This window comes from Salmonella sp. NW177, from assembly GCF_051811585.1.
GTDB lineage: Bacteria > Pseudomonadota > Gammaproteobacteria > Enterobacterales > Enterobacteriaceae > Salmonella > Salmonella enterica.
Window position 1 is genome coordinate 33498 of record NZ_JAMMZV010000002.1, and the last position, 22160, is coordinate 55657.

The following is a 22160-nucleotide window of genomic DNA, read 5'->3' on the forward strand; positions in this document are numbered from 1 at the left end:
CCATTGAGTTGTTATGCCTCATTCTGCTCACCTTCGGTGTCAGTAATGATTTGATACAGCTCTTCATCATTCAGCGCCGCGCGCAGGCGGCGGCAGATCGTTTTATCCGCCAGACGTTTCGCCACCAGCGACAGCGTGTGCAGATGCGTTTTAGTTTGATCGGCGGGCACCAGCAGGGCGAAGAGGAGATCGACCGGCTGGTTATCGATGGCGTCGAACGCGATCGGCGTTTCGAGCTGAACGAACACACCGACGGCGCGTAAGGTATCTTCTTCCAGTTTCCCGTGCGGGATGGCGATACCATTACCAATACCGGTACTGCCCATTTTTTCGCGTGTCAGAATGGCTTCAAACACGACCTGAGGAGGTAAACTGAGCTGTTTTGCCGCCAGTTCGCTGATGATTTCCAGCGCGCGTTTCTTACTCTGACAATGAACGCCGCTACGCGTACACTCCTGGTTAAGTACACTGCTCAGTTGTAGAGTCGTATCGTTATTTATCATAATTTCACCTAAGAACCTGTCCTGTCAGGTTGATGGCCAGGTTCGGAGCGCTAACTGTACAAATGGCCCGTTGTGTCACACAACAGGCCGTCCTGCACTGGCTAACTGCCCGGACAATTAGTGTTGTTTCAGTTTATCTTTATGCCTGGTTAACTGCCTTGCCAGTTTATCAATCAAGCCGTCAATGGCGGCATACATATCCTGGCCTTCCGCGCTGGCGTGAATTTCGCCGCCGTTAACGTGTAGCGTCGCATCCGAGATGTGCGTGACCTTCTCCACTTTCAACACCACGTATACCTGATTAATCCGCTCAAAATACTGTTCAAGTTTGGCGAATTTTGTCGTCACAAATTCACGCAGGGCTTCAGTAATTTCGACATTATGTCCGGTGATATTGAGCTGCATAGTGTCTTCCTTATCGGTTGGGTCAAACCAGCTGTTTGCGTTGGTTTGACGGCGGAATGGATAAAGACTCTCGGTACTTCGCAACAGTGCGGCGCGCCACCATGATACCTTGTTCTGACAGCAGAGAGGTTAACTTGCTGTCGCTCAGTGGTTTCGCGGGGTTCTCCGCCGCAATTAACTTCTTCACCAGCGCGCGAATCGCGGTGGAAGAGGCTTCGCCTCCGCCTTCGGTATTGACGTGGCTGGAAAAGAAATATTTGAGTTCAAAAATACCGCGCGGGCTGTGCAAATACTTCTGCGTGGTCACGCGGGATATGGTGGATTCGTGCATCTCGACGGCCTGGGCGATATCCGCCAGTACCATCGGTTTCATATATTCTTCGCCCTGTTCAAAAAAGGCTTGCTGTTGCTCGACGATGCAGCGACTGACGCGCAGCAGCGTGTCGTTGCGGCTTTCAAGGCTTTTTATCAGCCATTTCGCATCCTGTAAATTACTGCGGATGAACTGGCTGTCGGCATCGTTGCGCGCGCTATTGCACATGGCGGCATAGTGCTGGTTAATCTGTAAACGGGGAATACTGTCGCTATTAAGCTCCACCGTCCAGCGACCGTTATGCTTGCGTACCAGCACATCCGGGATAACGTACTCCGGCTCGCCGGTCTGGATCGATTGACCGGGTCTGGGATCGAGCGACTGAATCAGGTTTACCGCCTCTTTCAGCACCTCTTCTTTTAGTCGGGTAACGCGCATCAACGTGCGGAAATCGTGGTTGGCCAGCAGATCAAGGTGATCGCAGATAATAAGCCGCGCCTCTTCCAGCCACGGCGTGGATTTGTCGAATTGTGAAAGCTGGATCAGCAGACAGTCGCGAAGATCTTTTGCCGCGACGCCTACCGGATCAAAACGCTGAATACGCTTCAGGACGGCTTCGACCTCATCGAGATCCACCTCTACATCGCCCATGCTTTCGCGAATTTCGTCCAGGGATACGGTGAGATAACCGGTATCATCTACCGCATCGACAATGGATGTTGCAATAGCGCGATCGGTATCCGAGAAGGGCGTTAGCTCAACCTGCCACATCAGATAATCCTGCAACGACTGCGTCGTTTCGCCCTGATAGACGGGCAGCTCATCGTCGATATAATCGCCGCTGGGGCCGGACGGCGTCCCGGCGGTGTAAATTTCATCCCAACTGGCGTCAAGCGGCAGCTCTTCCGGCATCTCTTTTTGTTCGAGCGCGTCGGCGGTATCGAGAGGATCGTTATCCTGAGGTTGCTGAGTGTCGATTTCGTCATGAAGATCGGTTTGCTCAAGCAGCGGGTTATTTTCCAGCGCTTGCTGGAGTTCCTGCTGAAGTTCCAGCGTAGACAACTGCAACAGACGGATGGCCTGTTGTAGCTGAGGCGTCATCGCCAGTTGTTGGCTAAGCCTGAGTTGCAAACCTTGCTTCATATTCAGAGTCGTTTTCTCCCGCTAGAGCAGTATAGCCCTCTACCCTATCAGAGTCTGAAGTCTTCCCCAAGATATACACGCTTAACGTGTTCGTCTTGCAGGATTTCTGTCGGCGTACCGTGGGCAATAAGGTGGCCCTGGCTCACGATATAGGCACGTTCACAGACTGCCAGCGTCTCACGGACGTTATGGTCGGTGATCAGCACGCCGAGCCCGCTATCGCGCAGATGCTCGATAATGCGTTTGATGTCGATAACGGAAATCGGGTCAACGCCGGCAAAGGGTTCATCCAGCAGGATAAATTTGGGATTAGCGGCCAACGCGCGGGCTATTTCTACACGACGGCGTTCACCACCGGACAGCGCCTGTCCCATGCTGTCGCGCAGATGCTCAATATGAAACTCTTCCATCAGCTCGTTGGCGCGGTCTTCTCGCTGTTCTGCGGTCAAATCGTCACGAATTTGCAGTACCGCCATCAGGTTATCAAATACGCTGAGACGGCGGAAAATAGAGGCTTCCTGCGGCAAATAGCCGATACCGCGGCGTGCGCGCGCGTGCAGCGGCAGCAGACTGATATCTTCATCATCGATGATGATATTGCCCGCGTCACGCGGCACGATACCGACGACCATATAAAAGGTGGTGGTTTTACCCGCGCCGTTTGGACCGAGCAGCCCGACAATCTCCCCGGAGTTAACGGTCAGACTGACATCTTCCACTACGCGACGGCCTTTATAGGCCTTCGCCAGATTCTTTGCAGTTAATGTTGCCATAACGAATTAGTTACTCTTCTTTTGCGCCGGAGTCTGGCCTTTGTTTTTGTCTTGCAACTGCGACGGCACCAGAACGGTGGTGACGCGTTTGCCTTTCTCGCTGAAGGCCTGCATTTTCTGCTCTTTCACCAGGTAGGTGATTTTGTCGCCGGTAATGTTGCTGTCAAGCTGCTCCAGATAAGCGTTGCCGGTCAGCACCACAAAATCTTTCGCCAGCTCGTAATGCATATGGGAAGCGTGGCCTTTCACCGGCTTACCGTTGTCCTGCATCTGGTAGAAGGTGGCCGGATTGCCGTAACCGTCGATCACCTCTTTCCCCTGTTCGCCGCCAGGGCGGGTAACCACGACTTTATCGGCGTTGATCTTAATCGTGCCCTGGGTCATCACCACGTTGCCCGTAAAGGTCACGACGTTGCCTTGCATATCCAGCGACTGTTGATCCGAGTCAATATGAATAGGCTGTTCGGTATCGCCCGTGACGGCGAAGGCCGGAATGCTGGCGGCCAGCAGCGAGCCGGCAAGCATAAGATTAAGGCTGAGTTTGTTTGTTTTGAATTTCATAAGAGGTTCTAACCTTTTCAATCAGCTCGGCGTTCTTGCTGCGTAAGTTACCGCGCATTTTCAGTCCGCTGGAGTTAAATGTTGTGCCGTATAACGTCACCAGATCGTTCGAGGTAACATCCTGCGTCACCAGATTAATCTGCGCGTTATCGGTGGTAATTCTGCGTAATTGAGCGTCAGGCACCAGGGCGTTGACTTCAACATGGCCATACAGATAGAGCATCCGATCGTTAGTCAATTTGGCTTTATCGGCCTTGATCGACCATGTCGGCACCTTATCCTTATCAAAGGTGGTTAATACCGGTTGCGTAAACCATGAGACCGCCTGATCGGAAAAATATTCAACGTGCTGCGCAATCAGACGATAGCTCAACGCGCCTTCCGGACTGTACACGACGGTATCCGTATGCTCGCTTTTATACGTGGGATCGTTGCTGTTAACCATCACGGCAGCAGGATCGTCTTTATCCGCCAGATTGATACCAATCAGTACCAGAATGGCCAGCGACAGTAGAATGATAACCCAACGTCTGGTTTTACTCATATCGATTGCCCTTTGGCCTCATCCAGCTTGCCCTGCGCCAGCAGCAGCAAATCGCACACCTCACGTACCGCGCCGCGCCCGCCGGCAATGTGCGTCACATAGTCAGCGCGGGGGATCAGCAGCGGATGCGCATCCGCAACGGCAACGCTTAACCCCACTTTTTCCATCACTGGCCAGTCAATCAGATCATCGCCGACATAGGCAACATTTTCCGGCGCAATGGCCAGTTTTTCCAGCAGATCGCTAAAGGCGATCAGCTTATTCGACTGTCCCTGATAAAGATGGACAATCCCCAGCGTGGCGCAGCGATCTTCTACAAGTTTAGCCTTTCGTCCGGTAATAATGGCAACCTCGATATTGGAGGTCAAAGCACAGCGAATACCATAGCCGTCACGAACGTTGAAAGCCTTCAGCTCTTCGCCGTTATTGCCCATATAAATCAGGCCGTCAGACAATACGCCATCCACGTCCAGGATGAGCAGGCGGATATTCTCCGCTTTGGTCATGACATGGGTGCTGACGGGGCCATAACAGGTCGCAAGCGACGCACCTGCTTTACTCATCGTTAATTATCCTTGAGTTTCTACACGACGCCTGCACGCAGGAGATCATGCATATGTAACACACCGAGTAACTGGTCGCCATCAGCAACCAGTACGGAGGTGATATGGCGGGACTGCATTAAATTCAGCGCATCGACAGCGAGAATACCGGGACGCACGCGAATGCCCCCTGGCGTCATCACCTCGGCGATCCCCAACTGGCGCATATCGCCGCCCATATCGAACACGCGACGTAAATCGCCGTCGGTGAAGATACCGTCGATCTTCATGGATTCATCGCAAATGACGGTCATACCGAGATTTTTACGCGTAATTTCTAACAGCGCATCACGCAGGGTGGCATGTTTATTAACATGCGGGATTTCATCGCCAGTATGCATAATATCGCTTACGCGCAGCAGTAGCTTACGTCCCAGCGCGCCGCCAGGATGCGACAGAGCGAAATCCTCGGCGGTAAAGCCGCGCGCTTTTAACAATGCCACGGCGAGCGCGTCGCCCATCACCAGCGTTGCGGTGGTACTACTGGTAGGCGCCAGGCCTAACGGACACGCTTCTTTGGGCACTTTAACACACAGATGCACATCTGCCGCACGCGCCATGCTGCTTTCCGGTCGCCCGGTAATGCAAATTAACGGTACGTGCAGCCGTTTAAGCACCGGTATTAGCGCCGCGATCTCGCTGGATTCGCCGGAGTTGGAGATAGCGATAACCACATCCTGCGGCGTAACCATCCCCAAATCGCCGTGCGCGGCTTCGCCCGGATGTACAAAAAAGGAAGAGGTGCCGGTACTGGCGAACGTGGCGGCCATTTTCCGTCCGATATGACCGGATTTTCCCATCCCCATGACCACCACTTTTCCGGTGCAGTTGAACATTTTTTCACAGGCCAGGGTGAAATTCTGATCGATGTATTGATCAAGCTCCGCCAGGCCTTCACGTTCAATTTCCAGGACATCTTTGCCTGCCTGCTGAAAGTCAAACCCCGGTTGCAACGCTAAATGCGACATAATCCGTTTCCAGTTATCCAACAAGAAGTGGCGATAGCCAATAGAGCATCGCCAGCCATACGATAAACCCGCCGGTCAGCAGTATACCTGCGCCCCGACCAATCTGGCGCGGATGCCGCCAGCAAAGTAAAGCGAAAACCACGCTAACCAGCAACATCACGCTATAATCTCGCCCAAACGCCAGCGGGTTGATCTCCCCCGGCGCGATCAGCGCAGGCAGTCCCAGCACGATGGCGAGATTAAAAATATTGGCGCCAATGAGATTACCAACGGCAATATCATTTTCGCCTTTTCGCACGCCGGCAATCGCCGTCGCCAGCTCTGGCAGACTGGTGCCGACAGCGATGACTGTCAGACCGAGCGTTAATTCACTCATGGCGAAATAGTTCGCCAGCACCGTAGCGTTATCGATTACCATGCGCGTCGCCATCGGCATGATGACCAGCGCAATGCCCAGCCATAAGAACGCGACGGGGAGCCCGCCTTCGCGCGGCAGCTCCGCCAGTTGTTCGCGGGTGAGGCTGTCATTCCCCTGGCGTTCGGCCAGACGCGCGATTTTAACAATGAATAACAGCCATAGCACAGCCAGAAGCAGGAGAAAGATACCATCACTGCGGCTTAACTGTCCGTCATGCAGTACGGAACCGGCTACCACGCTAACAAATAACATTAATGGCAATTCGCGACGTAGAACATCGGAATGCACGGTAAATGGACGAACCAGCGCCGCCAGCCCTAAGATCAGCAAAATATTGGTGATGTTAGAACCGAGCGCCGCGCCGACGGCCAAATCGAGCTGACCGTGTAGCGATGCGGCGGCCGACACAATAATTTCCGGCAGCGAGGTGCCGATACTCACGACCGTCATCCCGATGATCAGCGGGGGAATACCGAATGTACGGCATAAAATAGAGGCCGCAAACACCAGACGATCGGCGCCGTAGGCCACCAGAAGCAAACCAATTATGAGTAGCGCCATCGCTAAAAGCATCTAAAGTCCTTTCTTCAGGTATACTCGCCGGTCCCCTGGAAGGGATATCTGGAAGCCGTAACGAAGTCCTAATTTTGACTTTATGCGGCTAAAAAGTAAAACGAATGCCAGCTTTCGCTAACCCTGTCAGTTAATATTCTGTAATTATGTCGAACCCATGGTTAAATTCAGCGCCATGGTTACCTCAACAAGGCAATACGAAGGATGAATCAATGGGTCAGTCTGCGGCCAATTTAGTCGATATGCGCGACGTCAGCTTTTCCCGTGGCGAACGCTGCATTTTCGATAATATTTCCCTGACGGTGCCGCGCGGGAAGATCACGGCGATCATGGGGCCGTCGGGCATCGGTAAAACCACGCTGTTGCGCCTGATTGGCGGACAGATCCCGCCGGATAAGGGCGAGATCTTATTTGATGGCGAGAATGTGCCGGCCATGTCCCGTTCGCGGCTCTACACCGTCCGTAAACGTATGAGTATGCTGTTTCAGTCGGGAGCGCTGTTTACCGACATGAACGTGTTTGACAATGTGGCCTATCCGCTACGGGAGCACACCAATTTACCCGCGCCGCTGCTAAAAAGCGTCGTGATGATGAAACTGGAAGCTGTCGGGCTGCGCGGCGCGGCAAAACTGATGCCTTCCGAGCTCTCCGGTGGGATGGCGCGCCGCGCCGCGTTGGCGCGCGCCATCGCTCTGGAACCGGATCTCATCATGTTCGATGAGCCGTTTGTCGGCCAGGACCCGATTACCATGGGCGTTCTGGTGAAGCTGATTTCAGAATTGAACAGCGCGCTGGGCGTGACCTGCGTGGTGGTCTCGCATGATGTGCCAGAGGTGCTCAGTATTGCGGATCACGCCTGGATCATGGCGGACAAAAAAATCGTCGCTCACGGTAGCGCTCAGGCGTTGCAGGAGAATACGGACCCGCGCGTGCGTCAGTTCCTTGACGGTATTGCCGACGGGCCGGTTCCGTTCCGCTATCCGGCGGGCGACTATCACCTTGATTTACTCGAAACAGGGAGTTAAGCCACTCATGCTGTTAAATGCGCTGGCAGCACTCGGACACAGCGGGATCAAAACCGTCAGGACGTTCGGGCGCGCCGGGTTAATGTTATTCAATGCGATTATCGGTAAGCCGGAGTTTCGCAAACATGCGCCGCTGCTGGTGCGCCAGCTTTATAATGTGGGCGTCTTGTCGATGCTTATCATTATTGTCTCCGGCGTATTCATCGGTATGGTGCTGGGGCTGCAAGGCTATCTGGTTCTGACCACTTACAGCGCGGAGACCAGTCTTGGCATGTTAGTGGCGCTTTCGCTGCTGCGCGAGCTGGGGCCGGTGGTCGCGGCGTTGCTGTTTGCCGGGCGGGCCGGGTCGGCGTTGACGGCGGAAATCGGCCTGATGCGGGCGACGGAGCAGCTCTCCAGTATGGAGATGATGGCGGTCGATCCATTGCGCCGGGTGATTTCGCCGCGCTTTTGGGCGGGCGTGATTTCGTTGCCGCTACTGACCATTATCTTTGTGGCGGTCGGTATCTGGGGCGGCTCGCTGGTCGGCGTAAGCTGGAAAGGAATCGACGCCGGGTTCTTCTGGTCCGCGATGCAGAATGCCGTCGACTGGCGTATGGACCTGGTGAACTGTCTGATAAAGAGCGTGGTGTTCGCCATTACGGTAACATGGATTGCGTTATTCAACGGTTATGACGCAATACCAACTTCTGCCGGGATTAGCCGGGCAACGACGCGTACCGTGGTTCACGCATCGTTGGCCGTTCTGGGGCTGGATTTTGTGCTGACCGCACTGATGTTTGGGAATTGAGTTCATGCAAACGAAAAAAAATGAAATTTGGGTAGGCGTTTTTTTGCTGGTAGCGTTGCTGGCGGCGCTGTTTGTTTGCCTGAAGGCGGCAAATGTGACCTCTATGCGCACGGAGCCGACCTATAAGGTTTATGCGACCTTCGATAACATCGGCGGTCTGAAAGTGCGTTCCCCGGTACGCATCGGCGGGGTGGTTGTCGGGCGGGTTGAAGATATCTCGCTTGATCCGAAAACATACCTGCCGCGCGTAACGCTCGACATCGAAGAGCGTTATAACCATATTCCCGATACCAGCTCGTTGAGTATTCGTACTTCCGGGCTGCTGGGGGAGCAATATCTGGCATTAAACGTCGGTTTTGAAGATCCTGAGCTGGGAACGTCTATCCTCAAAGATGGGAGTACGATTCAGGACACCAAGTCTGCAATGGTGCTGGAAGATATGATTGGCCAGTTCCTTTATAACAGCAAAGGCGACGACAATAAGAATTCTGGCGATGCGCCAGCCGCAACGGAAGGTCATACTGAAGCCACAACGCCCGCGGGCGAAACGAAATAATCTCAGGAGAATTGAGGCATGTTTAAACGACTGATGATGGTGGCCCTGCTGGTCATTGCGCCATTAAGCGCAGCAACGGCAGCGGATCAGAGCAATCCTTATAAACTGATGAACGAGGCGGCGCAGAAAACTTTTGATCGCCTGAAAAACGAACAGCCGAAAATTCGTGCCAATCCGGATTACCTGCGAGACGTTGTTGATCAGGAACTTCTGCCGTACGTGCAGGTAAAATATGCCGGCGCGCTGGTGTTGGGCCGCTACTACAAAGAGGCGACTCCGGCGCAGCGTGAAGCCTATTTTGCCGCGTTTCGCGAATACCTCAAACAGGCCTACGGTCAGGCGTTGGCGATGTACCACGGTCAGACTTACCAGATAGCGCCTGAGCAACCGCTGGGCGATGCGACCATTGTGCCTATCCGTGTAACGATTATCGATCCCAACGGTCGTCCGCCGGTACGCCTGGATTTCCAGTGGCGCAAAAACACTCAGACCGGCAACTGGCAGGCGTATGACATGATTGCGGAAGGTGTCAGCATGATCACCACCAAGCAAAATGAGTGGAGCGATCTGCTGCGTACTAAAGGCATCGACGGCCTGACCGCACAACTGAAATCTATCTCTCAACAGAAAATTACTTTGGACGAGAAACAGTAATGACGCCGCAACTCACCTGGACGCGTGAGGCGGACACTCTGGTGCTGGCGGGAGAGCTGGATCAGGACGTGTTGGCGCCGCTATGGGACGCGCGCGTAGAAGCGATGACTGGCGTTACCCGTATCGACCTGAGCCAGATCTCCAGGGTGGATACGGGGGGACTGGCGCTGCTGGCGCACCTTGTGAACCAGGCAAAAAAGCAGGGCAATGCCGTATCGCTGTCTGGCGTTAACGACAAGGTTTACGCGCTGGCGCAATTATATAACTTGCCCGAAGACGTACTTCCCCGTATGTAATGAATGCCGGATGGTTTATCCGGCCTACACTTCGCATGATCCCCGTAGGCCGGATAAGTTGCGTTAGCAGCACCATCCGGCACTTTTACCGCGCTGATTTATCAGCGTAATCTTTTGCTTATTTAAGACGGCGCGACTTTGCTCTAAGATGTTGGGCTGTTTTCACTATTTGACGAATAAAGAACCCATGGAAAATCATGAAATTCAGAGTGTGCTGATGAATGCCCTCTCCCTCCAGGAAGTCCACGTCTCCGGCGATGGCAGTCACTTTCAGGTTATTGCCGTGGGCGAGATGTTTGACGGCATGAGCCGGGTCAAGAAACAGCAAACGGTCTATGGGCCGCTAATGGAGTACATTGCGGACAACCGTATCCATGCCGTATCGATCAAAGCATATACCCCGGCGGAATGGGCGCGCGATCGTAAACTTAACGGATTTTAAGCTACGGGTAACCTGCCGGTAGCGGAGATGAATGCTTAACTGAGAATACAATAATGGATAAATTTCGTGTACAGGGGCCAACGACGCTCCAGGGCGAAGTCACAATTTCCGGCGCCAAAAACGCCGCGCTGCCGATCCTGTTCGCCGCTCTGCTGGCAGAAGAACCGGTAGAGATCCAAAACGTTCCAAAACTGAAAGACGTGGATACGTCGATGAAGCTCCTGAGCCAATTAGGCGCGAAAGTGGAACGCAATGGATCGGTACACATTGACGCCAGCCAGGTGAACGTGTTCTGCGCGCCTTATGATCTGGTTAAGACCATGCGCGCCTCGATATGGGCGCTGGGGCCGCTGGTTGCCCGTTTTGGTCAGGGACAAGTCTCTCTGCCGGGGGGCTGTACTATCGGCGCGCGTCCGGTTGATCTGCATATTACCGGTCTGGAACAACTGGGTGCGACCATCAAGCTGGAAGAGGGCTACGTAAAGGCCTCCGTCGAAGGGCGTCTTAAAGGGGCGCATATCGTGATGGATAAGGTCAGCGTCGGCGCGACCGTCACCATTATGTGCGCCGCTACGCTGGCGGAAGGGACGACCATCATTGAAAACGCCGCGCGCGAGCCGGAAATTGTCGACACCGCTAACTTCCTGGTTACGCTGGGGGCGAAGATCGCCGGGCAGGGCACCGATCGTATTACGATCGAGGGTGTAGAGCGTCTGGGCGGCGGCGTTTATCGTGTGCTGCCGGATCGTATCGAAACGGGGACTTTCCTGGTGGCGGCAGCGATCTCTCGCGGCAAAATCCTCTGCCGTAACGCGCAACCGGACACTCTGGACGCGGTACTGGCGAAACTGCGCGATGCTGGCGCGGATATCGAAGTGGGCGAGGACTGGATTAGTCTGGACATGCACGGCAAACGACCGAAGGCGGTCAATGTCCGTACCGCGCCGCACCCGGCATTCCCGACCGATATGCAGGCGCAGTTCACGTTGCTGAACCTGGTGGCGGAAGGGACGGGCTTTATCACTGAAACCGTCTTTGAAAACCGCTTTATGCACGTGCCTGAACTCAGCCGCATGGGCGCGCGTGCGGAAATTGAAAGCAATACCGTCATATGCCATGGCGTAGAAACGCTCTCTGGCGCCCAGGTCATGGCGACAGATCTGCGGGCATCTGCGAGCCTGGTGCTGGCGGGCTGTATTGCGGAAGGCACGACGATTGTGGATCGCATTTATCACATCGATCGCGGTTATGAGCGCATCGAAGACAAACTGCGCGCGCTAGGCGCGAATATTGAACGCGTGAAAGGCGAATAACCTTCTGTACGCTGAATAACCCCCGCGAACGCGATTGCGGGGGTTGTTTTACAGACACTTACTCTACATTCTGTTTGTCTTTATTACGCGCTCTCATAAGCCGCGTTCTGTCGATAAACTCATGCGTGCGCGGATCGTGATAACGCGATGGCCAAATAACCCAGGGTTCCGTTCCCAATGCTTTCGCGATAATCAACTCTCCTTTCGGCCATGGGCGCGTTAATGCATTGGCCAGCGTGGATGAACTCAATCCATTCCGACGTGACTCAGCGGCCATTGAAGTCCCTTTTTTACGTAGTCCGGCAATGATATCGGCCGGATGCCAGTCAATAAGCTTGCTTTCCATACATCCATCACTCCTTAGGTTAATCACTTACGGTTTTAACAACCCGACGACGTTTGATACTATAACGCTTCGTGAAGGAATGTTCTAAAAAGTTCATGTAAGTGGCGGCAATATTCAGAATATGCCAGGGGAAGTCCTGGATGAGTATGTGAAAGACAGGCGATAGGGTATCTGGAGTTTATTAGAACTTAATGGGATATCCCGCGCAGTACGCGGGATAAGAGAACGGCATTAACGATCGCGCTGCACCGCGATGTGTGCGAGACCGATTAGCGCCTCACGCCATAGGGTATCCGGCAATATCTGCAACGCGGATATCGCTTTGTCGGCTTCTTCTTCCGCTCGCTGACGCGTCCATTCCAGCGAACCGCAGGTGGTCATCGCTTCCAGAACCGGTTCCAGAAGATGACGGCCATTACCTTGTTCAATAGCGGTACGGATCATCGCTGACTGTTCTGGCGTACCGTGGCGCATGGCGTGAAGCAACGGTAAGGTGGGTTTGCCCTCATTGAGGTCATCACCCACATTTTTACCGAGATGCTCGCCGTCGGCACTGTAATCCAGCAGATCGTCAATGAGCTGGAAAGCCGTACCAAGGTAGCGGCCATAGTCCTGCAACCCTTTCTCTTGCTCAGGCGTACAACCAGCGAGAATACCGGAGCACTGGGCGGCAGCTTCGAACAGACGGGCCGTTTTACTGTAAATCACCCGCATGTAATTTTCTTCGGTAATGTCCGGGTCATTCACGTTCATCAATTGCAGCACTTCACCTTCTGCAATCACGTTGACCGCTTCCGACATCACTTCCAGCACTTTTAACGAGCCGAGGCTGGTCATCATCTGGAAGGCGCGGGTATAGATAAAGTCGCCGACCAACACGCTGGCGGCATTACCGAAAGCGGCATTTGCCGTCGCTTTGCCGCGACGCATATCAGATTCATCCACCACATCATCATGTAGCAGCGTCGCCGTGTGGATAAACTCGATCAGAGCGGCGATAGTCACGTGCGCGTTACCCTGATAACCCACCGCGCGCGCGGCAAGAACGGCAATCATCGGACGAATGCGTTTTCCGCCGCCGCTAATAATGTAATATCCTAGCTGATTAATCAGTTGAACGTCGGAATTAAGCTGTTCAAGGATTGTCGCATTGACACCCGCCATATCTTGCGCGGTTAACTCGTTGATTTTTTCTAAATTCATCGCAAAAGCCGGGCTTATCGCCCCGATTATCCCATGTCTGAATGAGGTAACGTAGGGTTTATGGTTAGAAATATACCCTGATTGTACTGAAAAAACGCCGCAGATAAACGTTACCGTATGCGTTGTGTTTTTTTTCTTCATGTATTGATGGTAGCACTTGTCAAAGCCGTGCAATTTGCGTAATATTCGCGCCCTATTGTGAATATTTATAGCGCGCTCTGAATCATTGAAAGGTGTGCGCGGAAGCGGAGTTTTTTATGTACGCGGTTTTCCAAAGTGGTGGTAAACAACACCGAGTAAGCGAAGGTCAGACCGTTCGCCTGGAAAAGCTGGACATCGCAACTGGCGAAACTATCGAGTTCGCTGAAGTTCTGATGATCGCAAACGGTGAAGAAGTCAAAATCGGCGTTCCTTTCGTTGATGGCGGCGTAATCAAAGCTGAAGTTGTTGCCCACGGTCGTGGCGAGAAAGTTAAAATCGTTAAGTTTCGTCGCCGTAAACACTACCGTAAGCAGCAGGGCCATCGTCAGTGGTTCACTGATGTGAAAATTACCGGCATCAGCGCTTAAGATTAGGGGAGCAGATTAAATGGCACATAAAAAGGCTGGCGGCTCGACTCGTAACGGTCGCGATTCTGAAGCTAAACGTCTGGGCGTAAAACGCTTTGGCGGTGAAGCAGTTCTGGCAGGCAGCATCATCGTTCGTCAACGTGGTACTAAATTCCACGCTGGCACCAACGTTGGTTGCGGTCGTGACCACACTCTGTTTGCTAAAGCAGACGGTAAAGTGAAATTCGAAGTTAAAGGCCCGAAAAACCGTAAATACATCAGCATCGTTGCTGAGTAAGTTTTTTGTGGTCCGGTAACGGATGAAAGCCCCGCACCTGTTGCGGGGCTTTTTACATTCGATGGCCGACTAAAATATACCCGTGTGGCTGTGCGAATGCCGTTAACGGGTCTTTGCAGGGAACACGGCATGAAGCAGCAGGCAGGCATTGGCATTCTTTTAGCGCTCACTACCGCGATGTGCTGGGGAGCGTTGCCAATAGCAATGAAGCAAGTGCTGGAGGTGATGGAGCCTTCAACCATTGTCTTCTACCGCTTCTTAATGGCCAGTATTGGCCTCGGGGCGATACTGGCAGTAAAAAGAAAGCTGCCGCCGCTGCGTATTTTTCGTAAGCCGCGCTGGTTGGTGTTATTGGCGATAGCGACCTGCGGACTGTTCGGTAATTTCATTTTGTTCAGTTCTTCCCTGCAATATTTAAGCCCAACCGCGTCGCAGGTTATCGGCCAGCTCTCGCCGGTTGGCATGATGGTCGCCAGCGTCTTTATTCTGAAAGAAAAGATGCGCGGTACGCAGGTGATTGGCGCGCTGATGTTATTGAGCGGGCTGGTGATGTTTTTTAACACCAGTCTGATCGAGATTTTTACCCGACTGACCGACTACACCTGGGGCGTTATTTTTGGCGTAGGTGCGGCGATGGTGTGGGTGAGCTATGGCGTGGCGCAAAAAGTATTATTGCGACGTCTGGCCTCGCAGCAGATCCTGTTTTTACTGTACACTTTATGTACGATAGCGCTCTTGCCGCTGGCAAAACCGATGGTGATAGCGCAACTGAGCGACTGGCAGCTCGCCTGTTTGATTTTCTGCGGGCTAAATACGCTGGTAGGATATGGCGCCCTGGCGGAAGCGATGGCGCGTTGGCAGGCGGCGCAGGTGAGCGCGATAATCACGCTTACACCGCTATTTACCCTGCTGTTTTCAGATCTTTTATCTATGGCCTGGCCCGATTTCTTCGCCAGACCGATGTTAAACCTTTTAGGTTATCTCGGTGCGTTTGTCGTGGTTGCGGGCGCGATGTATTCCGCCATTGGTCATCGTATTTGGGGCGGTTTACGCAAGCATGAAACGGTGGTTTCGCAACCCCGCTCAGGCGAATGATTTACGGAGAATAAAATGAAGTTTGTTGATGAAGCATCGATTCTGGTCGTTGCAGGCGATGGCGGTAATGGCTGTGTGAGCTTCCGCCGCGAAAAATATATCCCGAAAGGCGGCCCGGACGGCGGTGATGGCGGCGACGGCGGCGACGTCTGGATGGAAGCCGATGAAAACCTGAATACGCTGATCGATTACCGCTTTGAAAAATCGTTCCGCGCTGAACGTGGTCAGAATGGCGCGAGCCGCGACTGTACCGGTAAACGCGGTAAAGACGTGACCATCAAAGTGCCGGTCGGTACGCGCGTTATCGACCAGGGAACCGGTGAAACGATGGGCGACATGACCAAACACGGTCAGCGTCTGTTGGTCGCGAAGGGCGGCTGGCATGGGCTAGGCAATACCCGTTTTAAATCCTCGGTTAACCGTACGCCGCGCCAGAAAACCAATGGTACGCCGGGCGATAAGCGCGACCTGCTGCTGGAACTGATGCTGCTGGCGGATGTCGGGATGCTGGGGATGCCAAACGCCGGTAAATCAACGTTCATTCGCGCGGTATCGGCAGCAAAACCGAAAGTCGCGGACTATCCGTTTACCACGCTGGTGCCGAGCCTGGGCGTGGTACGTATGGACAGCGAAAAGAGTTTTGTGGTGGCCGACATTCCGGGGTTGATCGAAGGCGCGGCGGAAGGCGCGGGCCTGGGGATTCGCTTCCTGAAGCACCTCGAACGTTGCCGCGTACTGCTGCACCTCATTGATATCGATCCGATCGACGGTTCCGATCCGGTGGAAAACGCCCGTATCATTATTGGCGAACTGGAAAAATACAGCCAGGATCTGGCGGCTAAACCGCGCTGGTTAGTGTTCAACAAGATCGATCTGATGGATAAAACCGAAGCGGAAGAGAAAGCGAAAGCGATCGCCGAAGCGTTGGGCTGGGAAGGGAAATACTATCTGATTTCCGCTGCCAGTCAGCTAGGGGTGAAAGATCTCTGCTGGGATGTGATGACCTTTATCATCGAGAATCCGATCGCGCAGGCTGAAGAAGCAAAACAGCCGGAAAAAGTCGAGTTCATGTGGGACGATTATCATCGCCAGCAGTTGGCTGAAGTGGAAGAAGACGCAGACGATGACTGGGATGACGACTGGGATGAAGACGACGAAGAAGGCGTCGAGTTCATCTACAAACGTTAATCTCGTAGCCGGATGGCGCTTACGCTTATCCGGCCTATAAAAGCCAACGGGCCGCATTTGCGGCCCGTTTTATTATGTTCTTTGTTGGCCGGATAAGACGAGTTAGCGCCGCCATCCGGCAATAATGCACTCAGTTATTCTGATAAATATCCTTGTACAATCGACTCTCGAAGCGTACCAGCGGAATACGTCGATTACGCTGATCGGCAGGTGGAACCGCGTAGCCGGACAAATACTGTACAAATGCCATCCGTTGTCCGCTTGCGGTGGTAATAAAGCCCGCCAGATTATACACGCCCTGCAGTGATCCGGTTTTCGCCGAAACCTTACCGTCTACGCCCGCCTGATGCAGCCCGGCGCGGTATTGTAATGAACCATCATAGCCCGCCAGCGGCAGCATAGAGATAAAGTTCAGCTCGTTATCGTGTTGGGCGATATATTGCAGCACCTGCATCATCGTGGCGGGAGCGATCAGGTTATGGCGGGAAAGACCGGAACCGTCGGCAATAATGGTATTGCCGATATCAATTCCCGCCTGTTGGCGTAGGATCTGGCGAACGGCATCCGATCCCGCCCGCCAGGTGCCAGGCACGTTAAACCTGACATGACCAATCATCCGAAAAACAGTATCGGCGATCATGTTGTCTGACTTTTTCAGCATAATCTTAAGCAGATCGTGCAGTGGCGCCGACTGTTTACTGGCGACGATCGTTCCGGGCTCGTTAACCTGCGTCTGGCGCAGCAGCGTGCCGCGGTAAGTTATCCCGGCCTCTTTCAGTTCCTGCTTGAGGATCGCGCCCGCGTAGCTGGCGCCGTCCTGAATAGCAAAGGCCAGCGGCAGCGGGTCGGCGCGCTGTGGTAAACAGCCGGTAAGCGTATAACGGTTCAAATCGCCAGGCACCACATCCAACTCGCAATACTGCGCGTCTGCCGAACCGCGCGGCAGAGTCCGTACCTGGCTGAACATCGTTACCGGATAATAAGAGGCCACGCGAATAAAGGCTAAATCGTTTGGTTTTTGCGCGCTATAAAGCGACACAGAAAAACAGTTGCGGTCAACAATGGCGGCGGCGGGAGGCGCGCTGAAACACTGCGTCAGGTCGTTCCACGGCCAGCCTGGCGCTTTATCGTGGCTGGCGAAAATCGACGTATCGATAAGCACATTACCGTCGATTTGCGTGACGCCGGACTTTTTCAGCGTCGCGACCATATTGCGAATATCCTGACGTCTTAGCGTTGGATCGCCACCGAAGCGCGCAATTAAGTCACCTTTCAGGATGCCGTTATCGACGTTGCCTTTAGTCTCCAGCGTGGTCGTAAAACGGAAATCCGGGCCGAGTTGAATCAGCGCCGCCAGCGCGGTAATCACCTTTTGGGTACTGGCGGGAAGCGCCATCTGCTGACTATGATAATCAATAGCCGGCGCGGGCGCGCCAATCTTTTGCACCATCAGCGCGAGGTTGGCGCCGGCCGGAAGCTGTTTGATGTATTCGTCAATATTCGCGGCCTGAACGCTGAACGCTATACTGGTGGTCAATCCGATGATAAATCTGGAAAATCGCATAATCTCGCGCTAACACCCTGGAAACAAGCCGTCATACTACGGCGCAACGCCCTAAAAAGTAAACGATGACCCATAGGGAACTCCAGGGTAAAATGGTTATCAAAGAGGAAATTGTAGCTGACCTGGGACTGCGCGCCCGGGTTGGTGTTTTTTTGCTTCTGACCCTGGTATGGCATATGCCGGGGCTGGCTTAGCAGCCGGGGTAGAGTTCATTGCCCCCTACAGGAATGTTCAAGAGGTATAACAAATGCAAGCTATTCCGATGACCTTACGCGGAGCCGAAAAACTGCGCGAAGAGCTGGATTTTCTGAAATCTGTGCGCCGTCCTGAAATCATCGCCGCTATCGCCGAAGCGCGCGAACATGGCGATTTAAAAGAAAACGCGGAGTATCATGCTGCACGCGAACAGCAGGGTTTCTGCGAAGGGCGCATTAAAGATATCGAAGCAAAACTGTCGAATGCGCAGGTGATTGACGTCACCAAAATGCCGAACAATGGTCGCGTGATTTTCGGCGCTACCGTCACGGTGCTGAACCTGGACACCGACGAAGAGCAGACCTATCGTATTGTTGGCGATGATGAGGCGGATTTTAAGCAAAATCTCATTTCGGTAAACTCGCCAATCGCTCGCGGCCTGATCGGCAAAGAGCAGGATGACGTCGTGGTGATCAAAACGCCTGGCGGCGATGTGGAATACGAAGTGCTTAAAGTGGAATACCTTTAAGCAGTACTCAATACGCAAATTGTTGGTGTATTGTAAAGAAAGGAAAAAGGCCGCATAGCGGCCTTTTATCAACGGAGAGAGCGTGGCATTTTGCTCTCCTGCTCGTGGAAAACCCCTCGTTTTACACAGATTTTGTGTTCGACTTTAGGATATCCTTAACGCGGCAGCGAGATTTTACGCTCTTTAGTTGGGCGATACAGCACCAGCGTTTTACCGATGACCTGTACGTTACAGGCGCCGGTTTCGCGCACGATAGCGTCCACGATCAAGGTTTTTGTTTCGCGATCTTCCGAGGCGATTTTCACCTTGATAAGTTCATGGTGCTCTAACGCTTGTTCAATCTCGGCCAGTACCCCTTCGGTCAAACCATTATTGCCAAGCATAACAACAGGCTTGAGCGGATGTGCCAGACCTTTTAGGTGCTGTTTTTGTTTAGTACTCAGATTCATCGTATATTTTTGCTTACGTTGGGATTGAAAACGGGTCATTCTACCGCCATCTCCCTTATATCGCCAAATAGGCGTGTAGAAATTTACGCCATTGGCTACGATGAACTGCCCCGACGGGAAAGTTAAATGACAGGTAAAAAGCGTTCTGCCAGCTCAAGCCGCTGGCTTCAGGAACACTTTAGCGATAAATATGTTCAACAGGCGCAGAAAAAGGGGCTACGCTCCCGTGCCTGGTTTAAACTTGATGAAATACAGCAAAGTGACAAACTTTTTAAGCCGGGAATGACGGTAGTCGATCTCGGCGCTGCGCCAGGAGGCTGGTCACAGTATGTGGTCACGCAGATTGGCGGCAAAGGCCGCATCATCGCTTGTGATCTTTTACCTATGGATCCTATCGTTGGTGTGGACTTTCTTCAGGGCGATTTTCGTGATGAACTTGTCATGAAAGCGTTACTGGAACGCGTGGGTGACAGTAAAGTACAAGTTGTCATGTCGGATATGGCACCAAACATGAGCGGAACACCGGCGGTGGATATCCCCCGCGCCATGTATCTGGTGGAGCTGGCGTTAGAGATGTGCCGCGATGTGCTGGCGCCAGGCGGAAGTTTTGTAGTGAAGGTGTTCCAGGGCGAAGGTTTCGATGAGTATCTAAGGGAAATTCGCTCCCTGTTTACGAAGGTTAAAGTTCGTAAGCCGGACTCTTCGCGTGCGCGTTCGCGTGAAGTGTACATTGTAGCGACCGGGCGAAAGTGATAACCGGCAGATTTCAGACGTAAGGTTTGAAAGAAACTGGATATAGAGTATCCTGACGCTGTTTTTAACACAGTTGTAATAAGAGGTTAATCCCTTGAGTGACATGGCGAAAAACCTAATACTCTGGCTGGTCATTGCCGTTGTGCTGATGTCAGTATTCCAGAGCTTTGGGCCCAGCGAGTCTAATGGCCGTAAGGTGGATTACTCTACCTTCCTGCAAGAGGTCAATCAGGACCAGGTTCGCGAAGCGCGTATCAACGGACGTGAGATCAACGTTACCAAGAAAGATAGTAACCGTTACACGACTTACATTCCGATTAATGATCCGAAGCTGCTTGATAACCTGCTGACTAAAAACGTCAAGGTTGTTGGCGAACCACCTGAAGAGCCAAGCCTGCTGGCTTCTATCTTCATTTCCTGGTTCCCGATGCTGTTGCTGATCGGCGTCTGGATCTTCTTCATGCGTCAGATGCAGGGCGGCGGTGGCAAAGGCGCCATGTCGTTCGGTAAGAGCAAGGCGCGTATGCTGACGGAAGATCAGATCAAAACCACGTTTGCTGACGTCGCGGGCTGTGACGAAGCGAAAGAAGAAGTGGCGGAACTGGTTGAATACCTGCGTGAACCGAGCCGTTTCCAGAAGCTGGGCGGTAAAATTCCGAAAGGCGTCCTGATGGTCGGCCCGCCGGGTACCGGTAAAACCCTGCTGGCAAAAGCCATTGCGGGTGAAGCGAAGGTGCCATTCTTTACGATTTCCGGTTCTGACTTTGTGGAAATGTTCGTCGGTGTCGGCGCGTCTCGTGTGCGTGACATGTTCGAACAGGCCAAAAAAGCGGCGCCGTGCATTATCTTCATCGATGAAATCGACGCCGTAGGCCGCCAGCGTGGCGCAGGTCTTGGCGGTGGTCACGATGAACGTGAGCAGACGTTGAACCAGATGCTGGTTGAGATGGACGGCTTCGAAGGTAACGAAGGTATCATCGTTATCGCCGCAACTAACCGTCCGGACGTCCTTGACCCGGCGCTGCTGCGTCCTGGTCGTTTCGACCGTCAGGTGGTGGTAGGCCTGCCGGATGTTCGCGGTCGTGAGCAGATTCTGAAGGTGCATATGCGTCGCGTACCGTTAGCGACGGATATTGATGCGGCGATCATTGCGCGCGGTACGCCGGGCTTCTCCGGTGCGGACCTGGCGAACCTGGTCAACGAAGCGGCGCTGTTTGCCGCACGCGGCAACAAACGCGTAGTGTCGATGGTTGAGTTCGAGAAAGCGAAAGACAAAATCATGATGGGCGCCGAACGTCGCTCCATGGTGATGACGGAAGCGCAGAAAGAGTCGACCGCGTACCACGAAGCGGGCCACGCGATTATCGGTCGCCTGGTGCCGGAACACGATCCGGTGCACAAAGTGACGATTATCCCGCGCGGTCGTGCGCTGGGCGTGACCTTCTTCCTGCCTGAAGGCGACGCGATCAGCGCCAGCCGTCAGAAGCTGGAAAGCCAAATCAGCACGCTGTACGGCGGCCGTCTGGCGGAAGAGATTATCTACGGCGTTGAGCATGTTTCTACCGGCGCGTCGAACGACATTAAAGTCGCGACTAACCTGGCGCGTAACATGGTCACCCAGTGGGGCTTCTCGGAGAAACTCGGTCCGTTGCTGTACGCGGAAGAAGAGGGCGAAGTGTTCCTCGGCCGTAGCGTCGCAAAAGCGAAACATATGTCTGATGAAACTGCGCGTATCATCGACCAGGAAGTGAAAGCGCTGATTGAACGTAACTACAATCGCGCTCGTCAGATCCTGACTGACAATATGGATATTCTGCACGCGATGAAAGATGCGCTGATGAAATATGAAACCATCGATGCGCCACAGATTGATGACCTGATGGCGCGTCGTGAAGTGCGTCCGCCTGCGGGCTGGGAAGATCCAAACGGCACCAATAACTCTGACAGCAATGGTACGCCTCAGGCGCCGCGTCCGGTTGATGAACCACGCACGCCGAACCCGGGCAACACGATGTCAGAGCAGCTGGGCGACAAATAAGCGTTTGTTGTACAACATTATGTTTAGCGCTCACCGAAACCCTGGGGCTTGCCCCGGGGTTTTTCTTTTTTTAAC

At 53.5% G+C, this 22160-nt stretch carries 27 protein-coding genes; 14 read left to right on the plus strand and 13 right to left on the minus strand.

Annotated elements, in window-relative coordinates; translation table 11 throughout:
• Positions 1-11: 11 nt before the first annotated feature.
• The 9 genes from ptsN to NA986_RS06830 form a co-directional block, all read right to left on the minus strand.
• The gene (gene ptsN, locus NA986_RS06790) at positions 12-503 is read right to left on the minus strand and encodes a PTS IIA-like nitrogen regulatory protein PtsN (protein ID WP_000609332.1); all 492 of its coding nucleotides are present in this window, start codon (positions 501-503) and stop codon (positions 12-14) included.
• Between the two features lie 117 nt (positions 504-620).
• Positions 621-908 carry a ribosome hibernation promoting factor gene (hpf, locus tag NA986_RS06795; protein WP_001176589.1) on the minus strand — a complete coding sequence of 96 codons (288 nt, stop codon included), beginning with the start codon at positions 906-908 and terminating at the stop codon, positions 621-623.
• 22 nt (positions 909-930) lie between these two features.
• Positions 931-2364, minus strand: a complete 1434-nt coding sequence (rpoN, locus tag NA986_RS06800) for an RNA polymerase factor sigma-54 (RefSeq protein ID WP_000809020.1) — start codon at positions 2362-2364, stop codon at positions 931-933.
• A gap of 47 nt (positions 2365-2411) precedes the next feature.
• On the minus strand, positions 2412-3137 hold the full coding sequence (gene lptB, locus NA986_RS06805) for an LPS export ABC transporter ATP-binding protein (protein WP_000224104.1): 726 nt from the start codon (positions 3135-3137) through the stop codon (positions 2412-2414).
• 6 nt (positions 3138-3143) lie between these two features.
• Positions 3144-3698: a lipopolysaccharide ABC transporter substrate-binding protein LptA gene (gene lptA, locus NA986_RS06810; protein WP_000669770.1), complete on the minus strand. Its 555-nt coding sequence runs from the start codon at positions 3696-3698 to the stop codon at positions 3144-3146.
• Positions 3667-4242, minus strand: a complete 576-nt coding sequence (gene lptC / locus NA986_RS06815) for an LPS export ABC transporter periplasmic protein LptC (RefSeq protein WP_000047845.1) — start codon at positions 4240-4242, stop codon at positions 3667-3669. Before lptC ends, lptA begins: the two co-directional genes overlap by 32 nt.
• Positions 4239-4805: a 3-deoxy-manno-octulosonate-8-phosphatase KdsC gene (gene kdsC / locus NA986_RS06820; protein ID WP_000030029.1), complete on the minus strand. Its 567-nt coding sequence runs from the start codon at positions 4803-4805 to the stop codon at positions 4239-4241. The genes lptC and kdsC overlap by 4 nt, the downstream gene beginning before the upstream one ends.
• Before the next feature lie 20 nt (positions 4806-4825).
• Entirely contained in the window at positions 4826-5812 is a 987-nt protein-coding gene (gene kdsD / locus NA986_RS06825) for an arabinose-5-phosphate isomerase KdsD (protein ID WP_023206689.1), read from the minus strand.
• Between the two features lie 13 nt (positions 5813-5825).
• The gene (locus tag NA986_RS06830; RefSeq protein WP_000922736.1) at positions 5826-6803 is read right to left on the minus strand and encodes a calcium/sodium antiporter; all 978 of its coding nucleotides are present in this window, start codon (positions 6801-6803) and stop codon (positions 5826-5828) included.
• Positions 6804-7015: 212 nt separating this feature from the next.
• On the opposite strand from NA986_RS06830, the gene mlaF reads away from it, so the two are divergent.
• From mlaF to murA, 7 genes are all read left to right on the plus strand, one after another.
• Positions 7016-7828, plus strand: coding sequence for a phospholipid ABC transporter ATP-binding protein MlaF (gene mlaF, locus NA986_RS06835; RefSeq protein ID WP_000531566.1), 813 nt, complete (start codon positions 7016-7018; stop codon positions 7826-7828).
• A gap of 7 nt (positions 7829-7835) precedes the next feature.
• Positions 7836-8618, plus strand: coding sequence for a lipid asymmetry maintenance ABC transporter permease subunit MlaE (mlaE, locus tag NA986_RS06840; protein ID WP_000925786.1), 783 nt, complete (start codon positions 7836-7838; stop codon positions 8616-8618).
• 4 nt (positions 8619-8622) lie between these two features.
• Positions 8623-9174, plus strand: a complete 552-nt coding sequence (gene mlaD / locus NA986_RS06845) for an outer membrane lipid asymmetry maintenance protein MlaD (RefSeq protein ID WP_001193591.1) — start codon at positions 8623-8625, stop codon at positions 9172-9174.
• 18 nt (positions 9175-9192) lie between these two features.
• Positions 9193-9828 carry a phospholipid-binding protein MlaC gene (gene mlaC, locus NA986_RS06850; protein WP_000476475.1) on the plus strand — a complete coding sequence of 212 codons (636 nt, stop codon included), beginning with the start codon at positions 9193-9195 and terminating at the stop codon, positions 9826-9828.
• Entirely contained in the window at positions 9828-10124 is a 297-nt protein-coding gene (gene mlaB, locus NA986_RS06855) for a lipid asymmetry maintenance protein MlaB (RefSeq protein ID WP_000188844.1), read from the plus strand. The genes mlaC and mlaB overlap by 1 nt, the downstream gene beginning before the upstream one ends.
• Positions 10125-10311: 187 nt before the next feature.
• On the plus strand, positions 10312-10566 hold the full coding sequence (gene ibaG / locus NA986_RS06860) for a BolA family iron metabolism protein IbaG (protein WP_001518349.1): 255 nt from the start codon (positions 10312-10314) through the stop codon (positions 10564-10566).
• A gap of 53 nt (positions 10567-10619) precedes the next feature.
• On the plus strand, positions 10620-11879 hold the full coding sequence (murA, locus tag NA986_RS06865) for a UDP-N-acetylglucosamine 1-carboxyvinyltransferase (protein ID WP_000357288.1): 1260 nt from the start codon (positions 10620-10622) through the stop codon (positions 11877-11879).
• A 58-nt stretch (positions 11880-11937) separates the two neighbouring features.
• On the opposite strand, the gene sfsB is transcribed toward murA, so the two are convergent.
• Both sfsB and ispB read right to left on the minus strand, forming a co-directional pair.
• Positions 11938-12225 (minus strand): DNA-binding transcriptional regulator SfsB, encoded by a 288-nt coding sequence (gene sfsB, locus NA986_RS06870; protein ID WP_000444167.1) that lies wholly within the window; start codon positions 12223-12225, stop codon positions 11938-11940.
• Between the two features lie 231 nt (positions 12226-12456).
• Positions 12457-13428 carry an octaprenyl diphosphate synthase gene (ispB, locus tag NA986_RS06875; protein ID WP_023215718.1) on the minus strand — a complete coding sequence of 324 codons (972 nt, stop codon included), beginning with the start codon at positions 13426-13428 and terminating at the stop codon, positions 12457-12459.
• Between the two features lie 257 nt (positions 13429-13685).
• Here ispB and rplU point away from each other — a divergent pair, with 257 nt between their 5' ends.
• From rplU to cgtA, 4 genes are all read left to right on the plus strand, one after another.
• On the plus strand, positions 13686-13997 hold the full coding sequence (gene rplU / locus NA986_RS06880; protein ID WP_000271396.1) for a 50S ribosomal protein L21: 312 nt from the start codon (positions 13686-13688) through the stop codon (positions 13995-13997).
• Between the two features lie 19 nt (positions 13998-14016).
• Positions 14017-14274 carry a 50S ribosomal protein L27 gene (rpmA, locus tag NA986_RS06885; RefSeq protein ID WP_000940593.1) on the plus strand — a complete coding sequence of 86 codons (258 nt, stop codon included), beginning with the start codon at positions 14017-14019 and terminating at the stop codon, positions 14272-14274.
• Between the two features lie 129 nt (positions 14275-14403).
• The gene (locus NA986_RS06890; protein WP_000813052.1) at positions 14404-15369 is read left to right on the plus strand and encodes a DMT family transporter; all 966 of its coding nucleotides are present in this window, start codon (positions 14404-14406) and stop codon (positions 15367-15369) included.
• 15 nt (positions 15370-15384) lie between these two features.
• Positions 15385-16557 (plus strand): Obg family GTPase CgtA, encoded by a 1173-nt coding sequence (cgtA, locus tag NA986_RS06895; protein WP_000673556.1) that lies wholly within the window; start codon positions 15385-15387, stop codon positions 16555-16557.
• Positions 16558-16687: 130 nt separating this feature from the next.
• Here cgtA and dacB read toward each other — a convergent pair whose 3' ends face one another.
• The gene (dacB, locus tag NA986_RS06900) at positions 16688-18121 is read right to left on the minus strand and encodes a serine-type D-Ala-D-Ala carboxypeptidase (RefSeq protein WP_001212675.1); all 1434 of its coding nucleotides are present in this window, start codon (positions 18119-18121) and stop codon (positions 16688-16690) included.
• A gap of 247 nt (positions 18122-18368) precedes the next feature.
• Here dacB and greA point away from each other — a divergent pair, with 247 nt between their 5' ends.
• Positions 18369-18845 carry a transcription elongation factor GreA gene (gene greA / locus NA986_RS06905; RefSeq protein ID WP_001148008.1) on the plus strand — a complete coding sequence of 159 codons (477 nt, stop codon included), beginning with the start codon at positions 18369-18371 and terminating at the stop codon, positions 18843-18845.
• 155 nt (positions 18846-19000) lie between these two features.
• On the opposite strand, the gene yhbY is transcribed toward greA, so the two are convergent.
• A complete protein-coding gene (gene yhbY / locus NA986_RS06910; protein WP_001592995.1) occupies positions 19001-19294 on the minus strand; it encodes a ribosome assembly RNA-binding protein YhbY in 294 nt (97 codons plus the stop codon).
• A gap of 126 nt (positions 19295-19420) precedes the next feature.
• Here yhbY and rlmE point away from each other — a divergent pair, with 126 nt between their 5' ends.
• Positions 19421-20047, plus strand: a complete 627-nt coding sequence (gene rlmE, locus NA986_RS06915) for a 23S rRNA (uridine(2552)-2'-O)-methyltransferase RlmE (RefSeq protein WP_000145974.1) — start codon at positions 19421-19423, stop codon at positions 20045-20047.
• A gap of 103 nt (positions 20048-20150) precedes the next feature.
• The gene (gene ftsH, locus NA986_RS06920; protein ID WP_001107481.1) at positions 20151-22085 is read left to right on the plus strand and encodes an ATP-dependent zinc metalloprotease FtsH; all 1935 of its coding nucleotides are present in this window, start codon (positions 20151-20153) and stop codon (positions 22083-22085) included.
• Positions 22086-22160 lie beyond the last annotated feature (75 nt).